The sequence below is a fragment of the Paraeggerthella sp. Marseille-Q4926 genome (assembly GCF_916618935.1).
Lineage (GTDB): Bacteria > Actinomycetota > Coriobacteriia > Coriobacteriales > Eggerthellaceae > Paraeggerthella > Paraeggerthella hominis.
The window spans coordinates 18,970-40,100 of sequence record NZ_CAKAKF010000003.1 but is presented as its reverse complement, the minus strand read 5'-3'; the positions used below and the strand labels follow the sequence as shown (position 1 = coordinate 40,100).

Sequence of the window (21,131 nt, the reverse complement as noted above, 5' to 3'; positions counted from 1 at the left end):
CCATGACTGCTCAGAAGAAACAAAACGCACCCTTGCTCCCTGTCTACCTGATATGCGGCGAGGACGCCCTGAAGCGAGACACGGTGATGAAGCGCCTTCGCGCTCGCCTTTCCGCTTTGGGGGACCTGTCGTTCAATTCCGACGAATTCAGCGGCGAAACGGCAACCGGCGCCGACATCGTCTCGGCATGCAACACCGTGCCGTTCGCAAGCCCCGTGCGCCTTGTCGAGGTGCGCGCCGCCGACAAGCTGAAGAAAGCCGATTCCGAGGGGCTGGTAGCCTACCTCGATTCACCGGCGGAAACCACCGTGCTCGCCCTGATCGCCGAAAAGCTGGCGAAGAACACGCGTCTGTACAAGGCCGTCGCCAAACACGGAAAGACGGCCGTGATCGACTGCGCTCCGCTCAAGCGCTTCGAGCTTCCCAAGGCCGTTCGCGCCATGGCGGTGGGCCACGGCGTCACGCTTACCGAAGGCGCCGCTGTGAAGCTGGTGGATCTGGTGGGCGAGGACACGGTGCGCCTCGACAGCGAGCTCAAGAAGATCGCGCTTGCGCATCGCGGAACCGATGCCGTGAACGAGCATGAGATCGTCGCCATGGTCAGTCGCACCGCCGAGGTCAAGCCGTGGGAATTCGTCGACGCCTTCGCGGCGCGCGATGCGCGCAAATGCCTGCTGTACCTGGGGCGCATGGACTCGGTGTCTCCGCATGCGCTGCTGGCCATGTGCACGACGCGCCTGCGCGAGCTCGTCTGCGCTCGCGCGCTGGCCGATCGCGGCAATCCGCGTGGTGTGGCTGCGGCGCTCAAGATGCCCGATTGGCGCGTGAAGAACCATGCGACCTGGGCGCGCGGGTTCACCTCCGCGCAGCTGCGCGCGGCCCTCGTCGCCGCGCGCGACGCCGAGCGCGCCATGAAAAGCGGCGCCGATCCGGATGTCGCCTTCCTCGAATGGGTGCTCGGCGTGGTTGCGCGCTAGCGCAGCGAACATCCCTGCACCGCGTTTCTCGCGCGCGTCAAGCGCCGCCGCAGCTCATGTCTCTGCACGGAGGCGCGAGTTGCGGCGGCGCTTTCGCATGCAGGGGCAGCGGGAGCTTCGAGCCGTGGTCGAAAACCGGCGCGAGAATGCGAACAGGCCCCGAAACCGGGGCCTGTTCTCTCTTGATATGCGGAAGGATCGCGGGGCGATCTCCGATAGGGTGGTCGCTATTCAGCGGCTTCCTCGGCGCTCTCGGCCTCAGCCTCGGCCTTGGCGGCTTCGGCAGCTTCCTTCGCCTTGCGCTCTTCGGCCTTCTTCACTTCAGCCATGTGCTTCTCGCGGCGCTTCGCCTTTTCCTCGGACGCGGCCTTCATCTCTGCGAGACGGGCAGCCTTGCGCTCGGCCTTCTTGGAGCCGGTCTTCTGCGCCTTCTTGGCGGGCTTCACGTACGCGGCGCGATCGGCGTCGGTCACGAGGTCCTTGATGAGCAGCATGACGCCGCTCTTGCGGTTGGCAGCCTGGTTCTTGTGGATAACGCCCTTCGAGGCAGCCTTGTCGAGCAGACGGCAGGCGGCCATAGCGGCGGCGAAAGCCTCGGCGCCGTTCTCGGCGGCAACGGCTTCCTTGACGCGACGGATAGCGGTCTTCAGCTCGCTTTTGACGGCGCGATTGCGCATGCGGGCCTTCTCGTTGGTGATGATGCGCTTCTTCTGGCTCTTGATGTTCGCCATGTGTGTGTTTCCTCCAATGGATCACGAACGTAAACTTCTGCGAAGCCTTCGGGCTTCCCGTGCTTCCGGCGTCACGCGCTCGTTGCCCAGGCGTCCGATAGCCACGCATGCGATCCATGAGGACCCAGCTTTCAAAGAAAGCGCTCGATGCATGGGGAACAGGCGGGATTTCTCTGCTCCATCGACCTATCGGTCACCCAGCATCTACGAATCGTAAAGCGCAGCCACGTCTGCTGATTCGGCGATGGAAACGCCCATCGCGCGTACGTATCGCTGGATACACAATTCGATAGAATAGCAAAGGTTGGCCGAGATTGCACGAGAATTTGTCGAAACCGCACACGAAACCATCCATTCGCCGAGAAAGAGTGAAAGAGCCGAGGGGAGGCCCGCCCGTATCCTTCGCGAAATCCCGCTTCGACGCGCTCGCGGTTGCCGTCTTTGCGGCAACGCTTGCGGGCTGCGCGCCCGGGCGCATCGGGCGATCGACGCGAACGAGGCGGCTCCGTTCGCGCGCAGCTGGCGCACGTCGGCTCGTCGAGCCCGCACGCCGCTGTCGTGGAACTGTAGTGGGCGCGCCCTTTCCACCCGGGGCGAATAAGGTAGAATAGGCTTTCGTTTCTCAAGCGCCCGCGCGCGGGCTTTACGTTTTGAAAGACAGGACATGACCACCGACCCTCACTTCATACGAAACTTCTCCATCATCGCGCACATCGACCACGGCAAATCGACGCTGTCCGATCGCGTGCTGGAACTGACCGGCACCGTGTCGAAGCGCGATATGCAAGAGCAGCTGCTCGACAGCATGGACATCGAGCGCGAGCGCGGCATCACCATCAAAAGCCAGGCTGTGCGCGTGGACTACACGGCCGACGACGGCCAGACCTACCAGTTCAACCTGATCGACACGCCGGGCCATGTCGACTTCACCTACGAGGTGAGCCGTTCTCTGGCTGCGTGCGAAGGAGCCGTCCTGGTGGTCGACGCCACGCAGGGCGTCGAGGCGCAGACGGTGGCCAACGCGATGATGGCCATGAACGCCGACCTGGAGATCATCCCGCTGATCAACAAGATCGACCTTCCGGCTGCCGAGCCGGATCGCGTGCGCGAGGAGATCGAGGACGGCCTGGCCATCCCCGCCGACGACGCGGTGCTGGCCTCGGGCAAGACCGGCGTGGGCGTGCACGATCTTCTGGAGGCCGTGGTGTACAACGTGCCTGCGCCCGTCGGCGTGGCCGACGCGCCGCTGCGCGCGCTCATCTTCGACTCGTACTTCGATGCGTATCGCGGCGTGGTGGCGCTCGTGCGCGTGGTGGACGGGCAGATGAAGAAGGGCGACCGCATTCGCATGCTGGCCACCGGCGCCGAAGCGCTGGTGGAAGAGGTCGGCGCGCGCCGACCCGCCGAGACGGCGCTTCCGGCGCTCGGCGTGGGCGAGGTCGGGTACCTGGTGACGGGGCTCAAGGACGTCTCGCAGGTGAAGGTGGGCGATACCATCACGCAGGCCCATGGCGGCGTGAGCGACCCGCTTCCCGGATACCGTGAGGTCAAGCCCATGGTGTTCACCGGCCTGTACCCCATCGACGGCGATCAGTACGAACCGCTCAAAGAGGCGCTCGAAAAGCTCTCGCTCAACGATCCGGCCCTTATCTGGGAGCCCGAGAAGTCGCATGCGCTGGGCTTCGGCTTCCGCGTGGGCTTTTTGGGCCTGCTGCACATGGAGGTCATCAAGGAGCGCCTCGAGCGCGAGTTCGGGCTGGACCTGCTGGCCACGGCGCCTTCCGTGGAATACCACGTGTACAAGCAAGGCGGCGAGATGGTAAGCCTGCATTCGCCGCAGGAGATGCCCGACGCCGGCGAGATCGAGCGCGTGGAGGAGCCCTACCTCAAGGCGAAGATCCTCATCCCGCCCGATTACGTGGGCGCGGTCATGGACTTGACCGTGGCGCGGCGCGGCACCTTCATCACGATGAACTATTTGTCCACCACCACGGTGGAGATGCTGTGGGAGATCCCGCTGTCCGAGCTCATCATGGACTACTTCGACAAGCTCAAGTCCAACACGAAGGGCTACGCGTCGCTCGATTACGAGATGGACGGATACAAGCCCTCCAAGCTGGTGAAGCTCGACATCCTGCTGTCGGGCAAGCCCGTGGACGCGCTGTCGTTCATCGTGCACAAGGACAAGGCGTACGATCGCGGGCGCATCCTGACCGAAAAGCTCAAGAGCATCATTCCTCGCCAGATGTTCGAGGTGCCCATCCAAGCCGCTATCGGCGGGCGGGTTCTGGCGCGCGAGACCGTAAAGGCGAAGCGCAAGGACGTGCTGGCGAAGTGCTACGGCGGCGACATCAGCCGCAAGCGCAAGCTGCTCGAGAAGCAGAAAGCCGGCAAGAAGCGCATGAAGAACATCGGAAACGTGGAGGTGCCGCAAGAAGCGTTCATGGCGATCCTCAAAGTGGACGAGTGATCGAAAGCCCGAGGAGGTTGCATGACACGTAAGGATACAGAAGAGTTCGACTGGCTGGACGATCCCTTCAACGACAAGAAGGCCGCGCAGCAGCCGGCCGGCATGGGCAGCGGCGCGAAGGCTGCAGTCGGCTGCGGGTGCCTGTTCGCGGTGGTGGCTCTGGTCGTCCTGTTCATATTCGCGGGCATAAGCGCGCTCGACATTCTGTCCAGCATGTAGCGCGCGGCCGTCTCCAACGAGCGAAAAGGCATCATGCACGATTTTTTCCAAAAGCACCGCCTGCTGCTCGCGCCCATGGCGGGCGTGAGCGACGAGGCGTTCAGGACGCTCTGCCGCGAGCAGGGCGCCGATCTCACGTACACTGAAATGGTGTCGGCAAAAGGACTCTCGTACGCGAACGAGAAGACGCGCCACCTGCTTCACCTGGCCGCGGGCGAGGACCAGGTGGCCGTCCAGCTGTTCGGGCACGAACCCGATACGATGGCGGCACAGGCCGGGTGGATCGAGCAGGAAATGGGGGAGAGCCTTGCCTACCTCGACATCAACATGGGCTGTCCGGCGCGCAAGATCGTCACGAAGGGCGACGGCTCGGCCCTCATGAAGGACCCTGCGCTGGCGGCGCGCATCGTGCGGTCCGTGGCGGATGCCGTGGAGCACCCGGTGACGGTGAAGTTCCGCCGCGGTTGGGCGATGGGCGATGAAAGCGCCCCCGAGTTCGCGCGTCGCATGGAAGACGCGGGCGCGGCGGCCGTGGCCGTGCACGGGCGGTTCGCCGAGCAGCTGTACCACGGCAGCGCCGATTGGGGCGTGATCTCCCGCGTGAAGGAGGCCGTAAGCGTTGCGGTGATCGGCAACGGCGACGTGAAGCGCGGCTGCGACGCGGCGGCCATGGTCGAGCGCACGGGCTGCGATGCCGTGATGATCGCCCGCGCGGCAGAGGGGAACCCCTGGTTGTTCGCGCAGGCGAAGGCGGCGCTTGCCGGGCGCGCCGAGCCTGCGATGCCGAACGTAGGCGAGCGCATAGCCATGGCGCGACGTCATGCGCGGCTGCTTTCCGAGCGCGAGGGCAAGAACATCGTGCGCATGCGCAAGCACGCCATGTGGTATCTGGCCGGCTTGCCGGGCGCGGCGTCGGCGCGCGGGAAGATTAACGCCTGCGTGACCGTGGAGGACTTCGACCGGGTGTTCGACGAGTTGCTGGAAAGGGCCCATCATGCCTCATGATCCGTATCGCGCGCTGTACCTGCACCTGCCGTTCTGCGTGAAGCGGTGCGGATACTGCGACTTCGCCACGGCGGCGGTGCCGACGGATGCGCCGGAGATCGACGCGTACGTGGACGACTTGGTGCTTCAAGTTCGTCGCAAGGCGAAAGAAGGCGAGCTGGGCTCCGTCGAAACGGTGTACCTCGGCGGAGGGACCCCGAGCCATCTGGGCCTTTCGCGCTTGTCGATGCTGCTGTACACGCTGTCCTTGTCCATGCGGCTCGAGCCCGACGTGGAATGCACCATGGAAGCGAACCCCGAAAGCCTGACCGAGCGCATGGTGCGCGACATCTGGGCGCTGGGCGTGAACCGGCTGTCCATCGGCGTGCAGAGCTTCGACGACGAGGTGCTGCGCACGCTCGGTCGCGCGCATTCTGCCGACGATGCGCGCCGGGCCATCGAAGCGGCGCTGACCCGGTTCGAAAACGTCAGCGTGGACTTGATGTGCGGCATTCCGGGCCAGAGCGACGTTAGCTTCGAGGTGAGCGTGCGCGAGGCCGTTGCGCTCGGGGCGACCCATGTGAGCGTGTACCCCCTCATCGTCGAGCCGCACACGCCGTTCGACGCGGCTGTTCTGGCGGGCGAGTTGGACGAGGTCGACGACGACGTGGGGGCCTCGCACATGGAGATCGCCGCGCGGGTTCTGACCGAAGCCGGCTTCGAGCGGTACGAGGTGGCCAGCTACGCGCGGCCGGGCTTCGCGTGCCGCCACAACATCGCGTACTGGACGGGCGTGCCCTACCTGGGCCTGGGCCGCAGCGCCGCCACCATGACGCAGAACGCCGAGCGGCGCATGCGGGTGAAGGACGGCGCGGTCACCGACGATCTGGACGCGCGCCAGATGGCGGCGGAAGACCTCATGCTGGGCATGCGCATGACGCGCGGCGTGTCCGACGAGCGGGTCGAGCGCGCGGCGGAGCTGCTGCCGCAAGTAGACGAAGCGCTTGCCAGCCTGAAAGACCGGGGGCTGGTCGTTCACGAGGGCGGTCGCTGGCGACCCACGGAACGCGGGTGGCTTTGCGGCAACGAGCTGTACGGGGATCTGTTCGATCTGGCTCCGTAAGCGCCTCGAGGGGAGCGATCCGCACTTCGGCGTCTTCGTGCTCGACGGTGTCGCAGGTCCCGATTCGCGCCTACGTTCGCGGTCGTCTGCCTTCCGGCGGCTCCGATTTGGCGGCGAGCCGCCGCGTTCTGTGACGCTTCCGTTGAGATTCTCCATAATTGTCACCTTTTTTAGCACTCTCTTGCATCGGCTGCTAAAATGACACGTTGGTATTGCATCGCCTGGTGCCGATGAAGCGGCGGCTTGAGCGGTGGAAGAGAGAGGAAAGGTGGAGAAGCGTGCTTTCGGATCGAAGGCAAAGGGTGCTTGCAGCCCTCATCGAAGAATACGTCGCGCGCGCTCTGCCGGTGGGCTCGCGCACGTTGACGGAGCGCTACCAGCTGGGCGTGAGCCCCGCGACGGTGCGCAACGAGCTGTCGGTTCTCGAGGACGGCGGCTACATCGCGCAGCCGCACACGTCGGCGGGGCGCATCCCGACCGATCACGGGTACCGCGCGTTCGTCGACAACCTGCTGCAGACCGACCTTGCGGGCGACGATGATCGTTACAGCCCCGTGGTGGACCAGCTGCGCCGCAGCGCGAGCGAGCTGGACGCCCTGCTCGAGCAGACGTCGTCGGCTCTGACGCGCTTGACCGACTGCCTTTCCATCGTGATCGCCCCCTCGGTCCTCAACCTGCATATCAAGCAGCTTTCCCTGATATCGCTGTCGTCCATGAGGGCGCTCGTGGTGCTGGTGACCGAAGACGGCCAGGTGTTCAATCGCCAGATGGAGTTCGCCGAAGAGGTTTCGGGCGACGATCTGGCGCACGTGCAGCATTTCCTGAGCGACGTCTTCACGGGCAAGTCGCTCCAGGAAATCGAAGACGGGCTGGGGCAGGGCATGGTCGAGGCGTTTCGCGACCCGCTCGTGCGCATGGCGCTCGACGAGGTGCTGTCGTGTTTGCAGGAAAGCGAGCAGTCGCGCGCGCATCGCCTAGGCGTAAGCTCGCTGCTCAGCCAGCCTGAATTCAGCCAGTCGCAGGCGTTGCTGCCCGTCATGCAAGTGCTCGAGGACGACACGGTGCTCCTGCAGATCATGGACGAGGCGTCCCGTCAGGCTGCCGGCGTTCCAAGCGTGCGCATCGGCAGCGAAAACGATGCCGCGGCGCTTTCGGGCGTGTCGGTGGTGGCAAGCCGGTACGGACGGGGCGAGTCTGCCGGCGTGGTGGCCGTGGTAGGCCCTACGCGCATGGACTACTCGAAGGTTATCCGCGCGGTGCGCATAGCAAGCTCCGCGCTCGAAGACGTATAGCAGTTAGGTAGAAGCAAAAACGAGTGCAGCGGAAGGGGCGGTCCTTCCGCTGGTGAAGAAAGGTTTCAACGACAGATGGCCAAGGATCTGTACGAAGTTCTGGGAGTGTCGCGGGACGCGAACGAAGACGAGATCAAGAAGGCGTTTCGCCGCCGCGCGCGCGAGCTGCACCCCGATGTAAACAAAGCCCCCGATGCCGAGGACCAGTTCAAAGAGCTCAACGAAGCGTACGACGTGCTGTCCGATCCGGCGAAGCGCGCGCAGTACGACCGGTTCGGGACCATGCCGGGCGCGGCGGGCGGCGGCAACCCCTACGGCGGCGGTTACGTGGACTTCGAGGATTTGTTCGGCGGCGGCTTCGGCATGGGCGACATCTTCAGTTCGTTCTTCGGCGGGCAGGCCGCTGGCCATGCGCCCCAGCGCCGCGAAGGCCGCGACATGGGCGTCGGCTTGCGCCTGACGCTTGAGGAAGTGGCCGCTGGAGCCAAGAAGGAGATCGTGTACGATCGCCTGGCTCCGTGCCCCGACTGCGACGGCTCGGGCTTGGGCCCCGACGGTCGCGAGGTCGTGTGCCCCGATTGCAACGGGCAAGGCCGCGTGGTCACCGTGCAGCGTACGTTCTTGGGCGACATGCAGACGGCCACCACGTGCAAGACCTGCGGCGGCACCGGCCATACTATCGAGAACCCGTGCCCGGAATGCGAGGGCCAGGGCCGCGTGCCCGACCGCCAGCGCGTGACCGTGGAGGTTCCCGTGGGCATCCGCGATTCCCAGCAGCTTCGCCTGTCCGGCTTCGGCGAAGCAGGCATGCACGGCGCGCGTCCGGGCGACCTGATCGTAACCTGCCGCATCCAGCCGCATGAGTTCTTCGAACGCGATGGCGACAACCTGCACGCGCGTGCGAACGTGTCCATCGTGCAGGCAACGCTCGGTTCGGAAATCGAGATCGACGGCATCTTCGAGGACGAGAAGGTGCAGGTTCGCATTCCCGAAGGCTGCCAGAACGAGCAGGTGGTGCGCGTGAAGGGCTGCGGCATGCCGCGCTTCCGCAGCGACGCGCGCGGCGACATGTTCGTGCATGTGAACGTGCAGGTGCCCAAGAAGGTCACCAAGAAGCAGCGCGAGCTTTTGGAGCAGCTGGCCGAGGAGATGGGCGAGGACGTGGCCGACGAGCGCACGCCGTTGCAGAAACTGCGCGACGCGTTCCAGTAGGATCGTCGGCCTGCCGGCCGATGCGCCCACTTGTATCACCCTGCGACCGTTCGACCTGCGAGGTTCCCCGTATGTCCCTGCCACATTTCTACCTGCACGACCAGGTGATCGCCGACGAGCCCGCCGAGTCCTTCCCGTTGCGCTTGGCACGCGACGATGCCAAGCATGCGCGCGTGCTGCGCCTTGCTCCGGGCGAGCACATTGCCGTGGTGGATGCCGCGCAGGACTATTTCGAATGCGAGATCGTGTCGTTTTCCGACCAGATTCCCCTGGTGCGCGTAGCCCAGCGGTTCGAGCGCGGCTCCAACGGGCCCTCGGTGGTGCTCGTGCAGGGCCTTGCCAAGGGGGACAAGATGGAAACGGTCGTGCGCCACGCGACCGAGCTGGGAGTGAGCGGGTTCGTCCCGCTTTCATGCGAGCGCTCCATCGTCAAACTGGATGCGAAAAAGACTGCGTCCAAGGCGGAGCGTTGGCGTGCCATCGCCAAAAGCGCCGCCATGCAGTCGGGCCAGCGAGCGGTTCCCGAGGTGAGCGCGCCTTTGTCGCTTGCCGAGGCGTGCGCGTTCGCGAAGAACGCGACTGCGGTGCTGATCTGCTGGGAAGAGGCTCCGCAGACGGCGCGCTTGGAGGACGCGATCGCGCGTGGCCTCATGCGCAACAGCATGCCGGCCGACGAGGCGCGCATTGTCGTGGTGGTCGGCCCGGAAGGCGGTTTGACGCAGCGTGAGGTGGATGCGCTTCTGGAATGCAACCCTTCTTCGGCGCTGGTCACGCTGGGACCTTCCATTCTGCGTACGGAAACGGCGGGCATCGTGGCACCGGCGCTCGTGCTCTACGAGCTGGGTCGCATGGCGGCGGTGAGCGACCGGGGCGATGCGGGCGACGGGGCGGATCCGTTGCCGAGCGGCGCCTCCGAGGGCGAATCCGTCCGTACGCCCGAGCAGGCGGGCGAAGCCGGGGAAGCGGGCCGCCGGACGCTCGATCCCGGCCGCGCTCCTCGAAAGGGGCTGCTATGAGCTTCGCCGTGGTGAACCTGGGGTGCAAGGTGAACCGTGTCGAGTCGGATTCCTTCGCCGCCGCCTTGCTTGCCCGAGGGCAGGCCTGCGTTGCTGAAAGCGAAGCCGATTTGATCGTGGTGAACACGTGCACCGTTACCGGCGAGGCCGAGAAGAAGACGCGCAAGGCCGTGCGGCGCGCGCTGCGTTGTAACGATCGAGCCGCGGTGGCGGTTACCGGGTGCGCGGTGGCCATCGACGCCGCAACGTACGAGGCCATGGATTCGCGCGTGCGCGTCGTGGGCAAGGGCCAGCTTCTGGAGCAGATCGAGCAAGGGCAATGGGATCATACGGGCGCCGTTCCTTGCGTCGCCAAGGCGGGCGAAGGGCACGTCGAGCTTGCGCCTGCTTCGGTGCTGCCGCTGGGTCGAGGCTTTCGGACGCGCGTGGGCGTGAAGGTGCAAGACGGATGCGACAACGCGTGCACGTACTGCATCGTGCACGTGGCGCGCGGTCGCGCCGCCAGTCGTCCAGCCGACGACGTGGCAGCCGAATGCACATCGCTCGCACGCGCCGGAGCGCGCGAGATCGTGCTGACCGGCATCAACCTGGGGTCGTATCGCGACGGCGCGCGGCGCGATCCAAGCGCGTTGCGCCTGGCCGATCTGCTGCGCCGCCTGCTCGACGAGACGGCGGGCCTGCACGAATCCGACGCGCCTCCCGTGCGCTTCCGCGTGTCGAGCATCGAGCCGCGCGACGTCGACGAGGCGTTCATCGATCTGCTGGCTTCTGCGCAGGGTCGCGTGTGCCGCCATCTGCACCTGCCCTTGCAGGCGGGTAGCAACAAGGTGCTGCGCGAGATGGCGCGTCCTTACGATGCGAGGCGTTTCGAGGCGCTCGTGGACCGATTGCGCGCCAGTGTGCCCGGCATCAGCCTGTCGACCGACGTCATCGTGGGCTTTCCGGGCGAGACCGATGCCGAGTTCCAGGAGACGCTTGCCGTGGCGCGGCGTTGCCGCTTCTCGAAGATTCACGTGTTTCCCTATTCGCGCCGCGAGGGAACGCCGGCGGCCGCGCGCGACGACCAGGTGGCTTCCGAGGTCAAGGCGTCGCGCGCCGCGGCCCTGCGCGCCCTCGGCGACGAGCTGCGCGCCGCCGACCGCGCCCGTCGCGTGGGAACCGTCGAGCTTGCCCTGGTGGAAGAGGGCGGCGTGGCCATGACGGAAAGCTATCACGAGGTGGACGCTCCTGCGGGCGCGCAAGTCGGGTCGCTCGTCGAGGTCGCCCTGTAGCCAACTGCTGGCGGAAGTCCTGTACGACCGACTTCCGTCTGGCGTTCGCGCAGGTGCAACGGTATACTCTGTTTCGATAACGATCGCGAAACGGGGAAGCCATGACCGACGAAGAGGCGCGCGAGCGAGCGCGCAAACGGCTTGAAGAGCGAACCGCACGGCGCAACGGGCAAGCGGCCGGCCCGCATCCGCCACGTGAAGCGTCGTCGCGCCCCGATGGTCGGCAAGCCCGCCGCGCAGGTGCGGGCGAGCAGCATCATGGCGGCTCGAAACCGGCCGACCTCTTGCTTGCGGGCGTCGATGCCGTGTCGAATGCCGTCCGCGCACTCGGTCCGAAGCGCCTGCTTGCAGGGCTTGCGGCCGTGCTCCTGATCGTGCTGGCCGTGGTGGGCGTTCGCAGCTGCGCAAGCTGCACGGCCGAGCAGCCCGAGCCGGCTCCCGATCCTGCCCCTGAAGCGCAGCAACCGCAGAAAGATCCCATCGACCAGGCGGCTCTTTCCGCGATACTCGGAGACGACCTGACCGCGCAGCTTGTGAAAGCGGCCGAGACCAGCGACGATGCGGCTTGGATTGCCGCGCATCCCCAAGCGTACGCGGTTGACGGCGAAGCGGTGCAGTACAAGCTGCTCAAACTGGCGGCGACCGAGCCCGAGGCCGTTTCCTCCGTCAAGCAGTTCCCCGACGCGTATCCTGCCAGCGAAGCCGGGGCGTGCGACGAGGCGCGCAAAGGCGAGGTGCCCCGGCTGTACCAGTGGGACAGCCGCTGGGGCTTCACCGTGTACAGCTCGACCACGTTCGCGCTTACGGGGTGCTGTCCCACGACGCTTTCCATGGTGTACCAGGGTTTGACGGGCAAAAGCGACCTGTCGCCCTACGACATGGGCGTTCGGGCGAAACAGGGCGGCTACATGGCCACCTTCGACGGCACGGATTCGTCCTTCTTGACCAACGAAGCGGCGTCGCTCGGCCTGTCCTGCCAGCCGATCGGGGTCGATGCGGGCAGCCTGCGCAGCGCGCTCGAAAGCGGCGCGGTGGTCATCTGCAACGTCGGCCCCGGCGATTTCACGGACAACGGCCACTTCTTCGTCATAACGGGGTTCGCCGACGACGGCACGCTCAAGGTGAACGATCCGTACTCGGCGCAGCGCTCGGATCGCACGTGGAGCATCGACCAGGTGATCGGCCAGACCAAGGCGCTCTGGGCGTACCGCCTGGCCTAGGGACGGTCCCGCGGACCGCATTGTCGCCCGAAACGTACGGTTTCTGCAGCAAAACCGTACGTTTCGGGCGACAATGCGAATCGACTGCGAACTTGTTCCGGGCACCGTTTTGGGCACCTGCACCATATTCCCTTGTCGGTTCGGTGACATCGTCTCCGAGCGGGCGGCCGCATGGTACAATAGCCGGCATGACTGATCAGACGCACATTACTCTCACGGCTCCTCAGAGCGTGAACATGGCGCTCATCGTGGGCCCGGCCGACGAGCTGTTGCACATCGTGGAAAGCGCGTTCGAGGCGCGCATCACGGTACGGGGCGATTCCATCATGCTCGAAGGCGATCCCATCGAGGTGCAGTCGCTTACCGTTTTGTTCTCGGATCTCATCAAGCTGGTGGAAGGCGGCGACGAGCCCACTTCGGACTACGTCCGTCGCGCTATCGACCTGCTGCGCACGGCTGAATTCTCGCCGCGCGCTTTGCGCGAGGACATCCTGCTCACGTACCGAGGACGGGCCATACGCCCGAAGACCGCCGGTCAGAAGCAGTACGTGGACGCCATTCGCGAAAACACCGTCACCTTCGGCATCGGGCCGGCCGGAACGGGCAAGACCTACCTGGCCATGGCCATGGCGGTGGCTGCGCTCAAGCGCAAGGAAGTGGGACGCATCATCTTGACGAGGCCCGTCGTGGAGGCGGGGGAGAGCCTGGGCTTTCTGCCGGGCACCTTGACCGAAAAGGTGGATCCCTACATCCGTCCGCTTTACGACGCTCTGTTCGACATGACCGACATGGAGCGCGCAACCCAGCTCATAGACAACGGCGTCATCGAAATCGCCCCGCTTGCGTTCATGCGCGGGCGCACGCTCAACGACAGCTTCATTATCCTCGACGAGGCGCAGAACACCACGCCCGAGCAGATGAAGATGTTCTTGACGCGTTTGGGATTCGGTTCCAAGATGGTGATCACGGGCGACGTGACCCAGCTCGATCTGCCGCGCGGCATTTCCGGGCTCAAGGGCGTCCGCCGCATTCTCGAAGATGTGGACGATATCGCGTTTTGCGACTTCTCCGGCAAAGACGTGGTGCGCCATTCCCTGGTGGCCGCCATCGTATCCGCCTACGACCAGGCAAGCAAGAAGGGATAAGCCATGGATATCCAGATCAACTACGATTTTAGAAAAGACGAGCTGGAAAAGCTGCCGCTGCACGAGTTGACTCAGTTCGTGCTGACGCGCGAGGACAAGCCCTTCAACACCGAGGTGTCCATCAGCTTCGTCACCGACGAGGCCATCGCCGAGCTGAACGAGAAGTACCGCCAGAAATCCGGTCCCACCGACGTGCTGTCGTTCGAGTGCGACGGCGTGGACGACGACCTGTCGGCCATGACGCTGGCGCAGGACCCCGTCTTCGAGCTGGGCGACGTGATCATCGCCCCGGACGTGGCAAGCAGGCAGACGCGCGAGTTCGGCACCACCTTCGAAGAGGAGATCAGCTTGCTTCTCGTGCATGGCCTGCTGCACCTGTGCGGCTACGATCACATCGAGGACAACGAGGCCGAGGTCATGGAAAAGCGCGAGGCCGAGATCCTCGAAGCCTGGTCGAAGCGCTAAGCGCTCGACGTGATCACGAAAGCGTCGAACATCATGGACGAGGACGGGGAAAAGCGCGCTTCTGCGCAGGGGGACGTGCGGGACGAAGAAGGGTTCGTCCGCAATCGGGCGTCGAAGGAATCGCATGCGAGGTTTTCGCTCGGCCGCGCGTTCTCATGCGCGGGAGACGGGCTTGTCTTCGCGGTGCGCACGCAGCGCAATATGAAGATACACCTGGCCGTTGCCGCAGCGGCCGTGATCCTGGGCGTTCTGCTGCGCATCGACGCCGTATCGTGGATCGCGATCGTTTTGTGCATCGCTGCGGTGTTCGCGGCGGAGTGCTTCAACACGGCGCTTGAATCGGTGGTCGACCTGGTGTCGCCCGGGTACCACGAGCTGGCGCGGCGCGCGAAGGACTGCGCGGCGGCGGCCGTGCTCGTGTTCGCCCTCGCCGCTGTGGCGGTGGCCGCGCTCGTGTTCGTCCCTCGCTTGGCGGCGCTGCTCGGGGCGTAGAACTTCGGCGTCGCGCAAAGATACAGAATCGGTTGGAAGGAACGCAACCTTGGAAATGCCCGAACACTTCAAATCCGGCTTCGTCACGTTGGTGGGCAGGCCGAACGCCGGCAAGTCGACGTTGCTCAACGCGATCATGGGCAAGAAGATCGCCATCACGTCGAATACCGTGCAAACCACGCGCCACCGCTTCCGCGCGGTCTACACCAAAGACGACTACCAGATGATCATCGTGGACACGCCCGGCCTGCACAAGCCGCATGACGCGCTGGGCGAGGAGCTGAACGTCTCCGCGCTCAAGGCGCTCGAGGACGTGGACGTGGTGGCCATGCTCATCGACGCGTCGAAGCCCGTGGGCCGCGGCGACGAGTGGGTAGCCGAGCAGCTGCGCCGATCGCGCGCGAAGAAGATCTGCGTGCTGTCCAAGACCGACCTCGTGAATCCCGAGCAGCTTTCCCGCCAACGCGAAGCGGCCGAGAAGCTTGGCGAATGGGATGCGATGGTGGGCTTGTCCTCCGAGACCGGGAAGAACGTGGACGCGTTCATCGAGGAAGTGGTGTTCCTGTTGCCCGAGGGCCCGGCGTGGTTCCCGCTCGACATGGAGACCGACCAGCCGATCGAGGTCGTGGTGGCGGAGTTCATCCGCGAGAAGATCCTGCGCTCGTTCCATGACGAAGTTCCCCACGCCATCGGCGTGCAGGTGGAAGAGATGGAGTACGATCGCAAGAAGGACCTCCATCGCATCTTCGCGCGCATCTACGTGGAGCGCGACAGCCAAAAGGGCATCATCATCGGCAAGCGAGGCGCCGCCATCAAGCAGATCGGCACCGAAGCGCGCGCCGACCTTGAGCAGCTGCTGGGCACGCGGGTGTTCTTGGACCTGTCGGTCAAGGTGAAGAAGAACTGGCGGCGCGACGAGAACCAGATTCGCCGATTCGGCTACGGCGAGGGCTTGTAGGGCTTGGATGCGCGCGCTTCGGCGCGCCGAAGCCAGCTTGGCTCGCGTTTTTTTGCAAGTATTGTCGTGAACCGGAGGTTCGCCGGGTTGTTCGGGTGCTCTCGTGGTTTTTCGGCTACAATCTTTTCGTACCGTCACCTGCGAGGGAGTAAGTCAGCATGATCTGTCCTCATTGCCATTCCGAAAACCGCGACGGCGCGAAGTTCTGCAACGAATGCGGACTGCCGCTGTCGGGGAAAATAGCCGAGGTTGCCGCCGCGGTCGATGCCGATCGAGAGTCGCTTGCGCCTGTACCCGAAGCCGCGAACGACGACGAGCTCGATCCCGATTTCGCAGGCTCGGTCTCTTCCGACGAGGAAGAGCCGACTGCCGGCGTGCAGGCGGGATCATCCGGCCCGCTCGACCCCGCCAAGCTTCCCGCCATAGACGTTGCGGGCGTGAACGTCGACGAAGACGGCAACGCGTTCGATTTCAGCCCGTCCGACGAAGAAGCCGTCTCCGATGAGGCTTCCGAGGAGCCGCCGACGCGTGACGACGATCTGACCCCGTTCATTCCGAAGCGTTCTCAGGAAGACTTCGAGGCGGGGCGCACAGCCGACCTTTCCGGCCTTGACGAGTGCTTGGTCGATTCCAACTACGTACCGCCGCAATCGTCGTGGCGTTCCGGCGGCACGATGGAAATGCCGCGTATCGAAGGCGGCGCAGCGCCGAAGCAGAAGGAGTTCCGCGCGCCCGATCCGAACGCGAAGAAGGGCGGCAAGGGCAAGGTGGTTGCCATCGTGCTCGCATGCTTGGTGGCCGCCGCGGGAATCGCAGCGGTTGCGACGTACCAGATGGAGCTTTGGGGCGGAAAGATCCTTCCCAATGTTGTGGGCATGACGCAGACCGACGCCACCTACGTGCTTGAGGGCAAGGGCTTCGCGGTGCGCACCATGCAGGTGAAGTCCGACGAGACCGAAGGCGTCGTGCTGCTTATGGACCCGGGCGCCGGCGCGCGACAAGACGAGGGAACCGAGGTTGTCATACATGTGTCGGAAGCGCGCGTCGTGCCCGAAACGGTAGGCATCCAGCGCGATGAAGCCGCTGCGAAGCTGAAGGAATTCGGTTTCGAGAACGTGAAGTTCGTGACGCAGAAATCAGACGAGCGCGAAGGCATCGTCTTGGCCGTTTCCCCCGAAGCCGGTACGAAGGCCAAGGCGAACGAGCCCGTCACCGTTACGGTGGCCGCTGCATACACGGTTCCCGATATCACGGGGATGACCTGGGATCAGGCGGTTGCCGCGATCGAGGCCGAGGGCCTGACGGCCACGAGCGCCTACGTTTACGATGACGCTGCGGCTGACGGAACCATCCTGGGCACGTCGCCTGCGGCAGGCGAGAAGGTTGCGTCGGGTTCGAGCGTTACCGTCAACATCGCGCGTTCGCGCGGGGCCGAGCTGACGGCGGCGGCGCAGGCGTATCTGGCAAGTGCGGGCACGGTGAACATCGGGGGGACCACCTACGCGATCCAGTCGGTCGACGGCATAACGTACCAAGGAAACGACACGACCGCTTTCACCATCACGGCTGCGGCGATAACCACGCTCGACGGCGAGACGGTGCGCGGCTCGTACAAGCAGAAGAGCGGCGTTATCGTTTGGGACAGCGCGAACAGCATCGTGAGCATTTCGTAGGCGCGGCGTGGCTCAGCCAACCTACGATGCGCGCGGCATCGTGCTGCGCAAGACGAAGCTGGGCGAGAGCGATCTGATCCTGACGATGCTCGTCGAGGACGGTTCGCAGGTGCGCGCGGTGGCGAAGGGCGCGCGCAAGCCTGCGAGCTCTTTCGCTTCGCGTTTGGAGCTCTATTCGGTGGCAGACGTGCTTTTAGCACGGGGGCGCAGCCTTGACGTGGTGAAGGAAGCGCGCTTGGTGGAGAGCAACGAGCGCTTGCGCCGCGACATGGAGCACGCGGCCTGCGCGGCTCCCATGGCCGAGCTGCTCGACCGCGTTACGCAGATGGATCTGGAGAGCCCTCGGTTGTTCGCATTGACCTGCACCGCGCTCTCGTCTCTGGGACGGGTGGACGCATCGCGCGCTCCGTTGATCTGCGCAGCTCACCTGCTCAAGACCGTGTCGTTTGCGGGCTTGCGCCCCAGTTTGAGCGTCTGCGCGGGATGCGCCTGCGACGTTGCTTCTGCCGAACGCAGCGAGGTGTTCGTGTCGTATCGCGAGGGCGGGGTGCTCTGCTCAAGCTGCGCGTCCCAGGTTGAGTCGCAGCTGGTGCCCGGCGAGGTGGTAGCCTGGAGCAAAGCCCTGCTCTGCTCCACGTTCTCCGCCATCGAAGACATGGAGGCGGGTCCCTCCGAAGCCTTCGCGGTTCTGCGTTTTTGCCAGGAATGGATCTACGAACATGTTGGGACGCGCTTGAAATCGTTGAACTTTCTGTTCACGAGCGGGTTATTCTAGCAAGAGGAAAGGTTTGACATGTACACGTACAAGACGAGGGGAACGTGCTCCCGCGAGATCAACATCGAGCTTGAGGGCGATTCGGTGTCGCATATCGACTTCGTGGGGGGCTGCGACGGCAATCTGAAAGCTATCTCGAAGCTGGTTCAGGGCATGTCGGTGGACGAGGTTGCTGCGCTGCTCGAAGGCAATACGTGCGGCCGCCGTTCCACATCGTGCGCCGATCAGTTGGTGAAAGGGCTTCGCGAGGCGCAGACCGCCCGCTAGGGCCGCGCCTTCTGAACCGGGCGCGGCCCTAGCGGATCATGCCGCTTGGTACGCCCAGATGGCGCGGCATTGGCCGAGAACGGTTTGGAAATCCCAGCTTTGCGCGGTGCGCTCGGGGCTGTTGGGGTCGCGCACGATGAGCCGGCCTTGCTGGTCGATGCCTGCAAGCACGATGAAATGCCCCGTGGTGGTGAAGTCCCCGGGTCCTACGCTGCATATCACGGGCGACCCCGAAACGATCGCCCGCCTGATGCTGGCCTCGTCGGCGGGCAGCTCGGTTGCGGCAAGTCCCAGCCGGGCTGCGCCGTCGGTCATGAAGGTCCAGGCGGTGCCTTCGGTGGATGCCGCCCCCAGGCTTTCCGAGAACGCCCCCATATCGGCCGGGGTCATATCGTCTTTCCCGGTCAGAGCTATGTACGCCATGGTCATGCACGTGGGGCCGCAGCCGGTTTCCCCGAAGGAGTCTCCTGCGTACGTCGTGTTCGACCATGCGGGATCTTCCTGGTACAGGATCGGCATCTCGCCGATGTGCCAGGCGCTGCGCGGCGTGCTTTGCGCTGCGGGACCGGCGTTCGCGGTTGCCTGCGCGCCCTCGATGAGCGTCGTGAGCGAGGTGGCTGCGTAGAAGCACGCCCCGACGAGCGCGGCGACAAGTCCCGTCAACCCGGCCAGCTTGACGGCGCCGGCCCGTCCTTTCGCCGTGCCACGTCGAGCTGGCGCGCTGCGGCGGACGGGCCGATAGCCGTGACGATCGTGCTCGAACGAATTGGTGTAGCCCATAGCGGGTCCTTTCTACTGGCCGATGCGGCGGAGCGCCGCGGGGCGGGGCGTCGGTCCGCGCGAGCCTTCGCTTCCAGTATCCCCGCAGGCAGCTTTCGCGTCTCATAAGAAACGCCAACCGATGTATTAAGCTTTCCTTAACAAATATAGTCATTTCAAATAACCGCAGCAGTCTGACCAGCGGTTTTTATAATCCCATCAACCTTAGCAACCGTAAAAACGCCAACTTAGGATATGCGAAGGATATGGGAAAGCGTCGAAAACGACATCGAAAAAGCCCGCGCCCCCGAAGGAGCGCGGGCGGTCCCCGAAGGGACGATGCAGCGGCCTGGGCAGGCTGCTGCACGGCGGGCCGTCCGAGCGCAGCCGCCGGCTACCCCAGCTGCATGTCCCCGCCGACGCCGGTCGGCACCTCGCCGGATACCATCGCGCCCGATGCCCCGAAGGCGTACCACTTGCCGCCGATGCTTCGGCACGACGAGCGCGCCATCGCCCCGGACTCGTCGAGCCAGTACCACTTGCCGCCGTCGAGCAGCCATCCGGTCTGCATCGCGCCCGACGCGTCCAGGTAGTACCATGCTCCGTCGACCTCCGCCCATCCCGTGGCCATGGCGCCGGAGCCGGTCAGGTAGTACCACTTTTCGCCGACGCTCTGCCAGCCGGTTAGCATGCGGCAGTCGTCGCCGAACAGGTACCACTTGCCGTCGACCAGCTGCCATCCTGTGAGGGCGTATCCGTCCGTCCCGAAGCGGTACCACGCGTCGAGCGCGAGCCATTCGCCGGCAGGCCAGGAGCCGTCCGCCCGCCTGTACCACCAGCCCTTCCCGTCGCGCACCCATTCGCCCGACGCGCCGGACAATAGCGCGTTCACCCGGTCGGCGATCTCGCCCAGGCGGCCGTACAGCGCGCCGGGGCAGAACGTCGCGTAGAAGTCGCGGTGGCCGTACAGCGTCTCGCCGACGTCCAGTCGCGCGTACCCCAGCTCGCGGCATTTGTCGGCCAGGAACTCCACGAGCGTGTCGACCGTGCCCTCGGCCACCGGCCAGTCCCCGCCCGCGGAGGAGTTGACGCACTCGATGTGGACGAGGTGCGCGTTCGCCCACGAGTCTCCGGCCGCCCACGCGTTGTCCTCGTCGGGCAGGAAGCGGCGCACGTGGCCAGGCTCCACGCCGTAGTGCGCCGACGTCCCGTTGGCAAGGAACGTCGGGGCCATGTCGATGGACGTCCCGGCGGCGTGGTGGATGCAGAACCCGCGCCCCTCGGCAGAGATATGGTTGGTGTTGCCGGCGGCGCGGTAGTCCTCGTCCATGACGTAGGCCATGTCAGCCCTCCTTCTTCGCGGCGATCTTCGCCACGCTCGCGCCGCCCTCGACCTCCGGCATGCCCGCCACGCTCGTGAGCAGGCTCACGACGGCAGCCAGGGCGGCCGCGCTGCCGACCATGGCCCACTGCACATCTCCCATGACGGCCGCTGCGCCGATAACGCCGACGGCGGTCTGCGCGGCGGTCTTCACCGCTCGGACCGCGGCGGCCCGTGCCCACTCTTTCACGGTCTTCTTCATTTGCTCGTCCTTTCCAGTAGTATCTCCAACTTGGTTTCGATGCGGTCGATCTTCGCAGCGTTGCGTCCGCTTTGGCGCGCGTCCTCGTCGAGCTTGCGCGACACGCGGTCGATCATGCGCGTAGACGATTCCAGCGCGGCGGCCACGCTCTCGCTCACGTCGTTGCTGCGGTCTATGGCCTGGATCCACTGCCCCTCGGTGCGGGCGCGCTCCTCGCTCTCGCGGGCCTTGCGGCGCTCCCGCTCCTCCTCGACCGCCGCCCGCCTGTCCATGTACGACGACCAGGCGGGGAAGCCTTTCAGCAGCAGCGCCGCGCAGACGATCACGACCAGGGCGCACATGACCCAGGCCGCCCCCTCTTGCGCGATCGCCTGCGCAAGCGTGCTAACGCTCGTTTCGTACGGCACCGGTCGCCTCCTCGTCTAGCACGGAGGCTCTTATCAGCCCCCGCTCTCGGTCGTCTATCGCCGGCCATATTCCGAGGACGTCCTCCAGCCTT

The 21,131-nt window shown here is 65.2% G+C and carries 22 protein-coding genes; 17 read left to right on the top strand and 5 right to left on the bottom strand.

The genetic code is table 11. The features are described from left to right. The first annotated feature begins 2 nt into the window (after positions 1-2). On the top strand, positions 3-977 hold the full coding sequence (gene holA / locus LG373_RS05285; protein ID WP_225749226.1) for a DNA polymerase III subunit delta: 975 nt from the start codon (positions 3-5) through the stop codon (positions 975-977). 227 nt (positions 978-1,204) lie between these two features. Here the strand turns inward: holA and rpsT are convergent, their stop codons facing one another. Beyond that, positions 1,205-1,708: a 30S ribosomal protein S20 gene (gene rpsT, locus LG373_RS12245; protein WP_114565709.1), complete on the bottom strand. Its 504-nt coding sequence runs from the start codon at positions 1,706-1,708 to the stop codon at positions 1,205-1,207. A gap of 664 nt (positions 1,709-2,372) precedes the next feature. Between rpsT and lepA the strand changes: the two genes are divergently transcribed. The 16 genes from lepA to LG373_RS05200 all read left to right on the top strand — a co-directional run bounded on the left by lepA (position 2,373) and on the right by LG373_RS05200 (position 18,290). Next, positions 2,373-4,178 carry a translation elongation factor 4 gene (gene lepA / locus LG373_RS05275; protein WP_216528535.1) on the top strand — a complete coding sequence of 602 codons (1,806 nt, stop codon included), beginning with the start codon at positions 2,373-2,375 and terminating at the stop codon, positions 4,176-4,178. Between the two features lie 21 nt (positions 4,179-4,199). Then, complete coding sequence (locus LG373_RS05270) at positions 4,200-4,397, top strand: hypothetical protein (RefSeq protein ID WP_225749225.1); 198 nt, start codon at positions 4,200-4,202, stop codon at positions 4,395-4,397. A gap of 33 nt (positions 4,398-4,430) precedes the next feature. Then, complete coding sequence (gene dusB / locus LG373_RS05265; protein WP_225749224.1) at positions 4,431-5,402, top strand: tRNA dihydrouridine synthase DusB; 972 nt, start codon at positions 4,431-4,433, stop codon at positions 5,400-5,402. Continuing rightward, positions 5,392-6,504 (top strand): radical SAM family heme chaperone HemW, encoded by a 1,113-nt coding sequence (hemW, locus tag LG373_RS05260; protein WP_225749223.1) that lies wholly within the window; start codon positions 5,392-5,394, stop codon positions 6,502-6,504. Before dusB ends, hemW begins: the two co-directional genes overlap by 11 nt. A gap of 278 nt (positions 6,505-6,782) precedes the next feature. Then, positions 6,783-7,796, top strand: coding sequence for a heat-inducible transcriptional repressor HrcA (gene hrcA, locus LG373_RS05255; protein ID WP_123191294.1), 1,014 nt, complete (start codon positions 6,783-6,785; stop codon positions 7,794-7,796). Positions 7,797-7,871: 75 nt separating this feature from the next. Further along, positions 7,872-9,008, top strand: a complete 1,137-nt coding sequence (dnaJ, locus tag LG373_RS05250) for a molecular chaperone DnaJ (RefSeq protein WP_114565704.1) — start codon at positions 7,872-7,874, stop codon at positions 9,006-9,008. Between the two features lie 71 nt (positions 9,009-9,079). Further along, the gene (locus tag LG373_RS05245) at positions 9,080-10,024 is read left to right on the top strand and encodes a 16S rRNA (uracil(1498)-N(3))-methyltransferase (RefSeq protein WP_216528533.1); all 945 of its coding nucleotides are present in this window, start codon (positions 9,080-9,082) and stop codon (positions 10,022-10,024) included. Next, positions 10,021-11,295 (top strand): MiaB/RimO family radical SAM methylthiotransferase, encoded by a 1,275-nt coding sequence (locus LG373_RS05240; protein WP_225749222.1) that lies wholly within the window; start codon positions 10,021-10,023, stop codon positions 11,293-11,295. The genes LG373_RS05245 and LG373_RS05240 overlap by 4 nt, the downstream gene beginning before the upstream one ends. A 101-nt stretch (positions 11,296-11,396) precedes the next feature. Further along, the gene (locus tag LG373_RS05235; RefSeq protein WP_225749221.1) at positions 11,397-12,515 is read left to right on the top strand and encodes a C39 family peptidase; all 1,119 of its coding nucleotides are present in this window, start codon (positions 11,397-11,399) and stop codon (positions 12,513-12,515) included. 188 nt (positions 12,516-12,703) lie between these two features. Next, a complete protein-coding gene (locus LG373_RS05230) occupies positions 12,704-13,660 on the top strand; it encodes a PhoH family protein (protein WP_114565700.1) in 957 nt (318 codons plus the stop codon). A gap of 3 nt (positions 13,661-13,663) precedes the next feature. Further along, positions 13,664-14,125: an rRNA maturation RNase YbeY gene (gene ybeY / locus LG373_RS05225; RefSeq protein WP_225749220.1), complete on the top strand. Its 462-nt coding sequence runs from the start codon at positions 13,664-13,666 to the stop codon at positions 14,123-14,125. A 9-nt stretch (positions 14,126-14,134) separates the two neighbouring features. Then, positions 14,135-14,617 carry a diacylglycerol kinase family protein gene (locus LG373_RS05220; protein ID WP_225749219.1) on the top strand — a complete coding sequence of 161 codons (483 nt, stop codon included), beginning with the start codon at positions 14,135-14,137 and terminating at the stop codon, positions 14,615-14,617. 55 nt (positions 14,618-14,672) lie between these two features. Then, on the top strand, positions 14,673-15,575 hold the full coding sequence (gene era, locus LG373_RS05215; protein WP_114565698.1) for a GTPase Era: 903 nt from the start codon (positions 14,673-14,675) through the stop codon (positions 15,573-15,575). A gap of 158 nt (positions 15,576-15,733) precedes the next feature. Continuing rightward, a complete protein-coding gene (locus LG373_RS05210) occupies positions 15,734-17,248 on the top strand; it encodes a PASTA domain-containing protein (RefSeq protein ID WP_216528529.1) in 1,515 nt (504 codons plus the stop codon). 7 nt (positions 17,249-17,255) lie between these two features. Then, complete coding sequence (gene recO, locus LG373_RS05205) at positions 17,256-18,023, top strand: DNA repair protein RecO (protein WP_114565696.1); 768 nt, start codon at positions 17,256-17,258, stop codon at positions 18,021-18,023. Positions 18,024-18,041: 18 nt separating this feature from the next. Continuing rightward, on the top strand, positions 18,042-18,290 hold the full coding sequence (locus LG373_RS05200) for a TIGR03905 family TSCPD domain-containing protein (RefSeq protein ID WP_114565695.1): 249 nt from the start codon (positions 18,042-18,044) through the stop codon (positions 18,288-18,290). A gap of 36 nt (positions 18,291-18,326) precedes the next feature. Here LG373_RS05200 and LG373_RS05195 read toward each other — a convergent pair whose 3' ends face one another. The 4 genes from LG373_RS05195 to LG373_RS05180 form a co-directional block, all read right to left on the bottom strand. Further along, entirely contained in the window at positions 18,327-19,070 is a 744-nt protein-coding gene (locus LG373_RS05195; protein WP_216528528.1) for a C39 family peptidase, read from the bottom strand. A 373-nt stretch (positions 19,071-19,443) separates the two neighbouring features. After that, positions 19,444-20,391 carry an N-acetylmuramoyl-L-alanine amidase gene (locus tag LG373_RS05190; RefSeq protein ID WP_225749218.1) on the bottom strand — a complete coding sequence of 316 codons (948 nt, stop codon included), beginning with the start codon at positions 20,389-20,391 and terminating at the stop codon, positions 19,444-19,446. A 1-nt stretch (position 20,392) separates the two neighbouring features. Next, positions 20,393-20,620, bottom strand: coding sequence for a holin (locus tag LG373_RS05185; RefSeq protein WP_225748971.1), 228 nt, complete (start codon positions 20,618-20,620; stop codon positions 20,393-20,395). Between the two features lie 8 nt (positions 20,621-20,628). After that, the gene (locus tag LG373_RS05180; protein ID WP_225748972.1) at positions 20,629-21,039 is read right to left on the bottom strand and encodes a hypothetical protein; all 411 of its coding nucleotides are present in this window, start codon (positions 21,037-21,039) and stop codon (positions 20,629-20,631) included. Positions 21,040-21,131 lie beyond the last annotated feature (92 nt).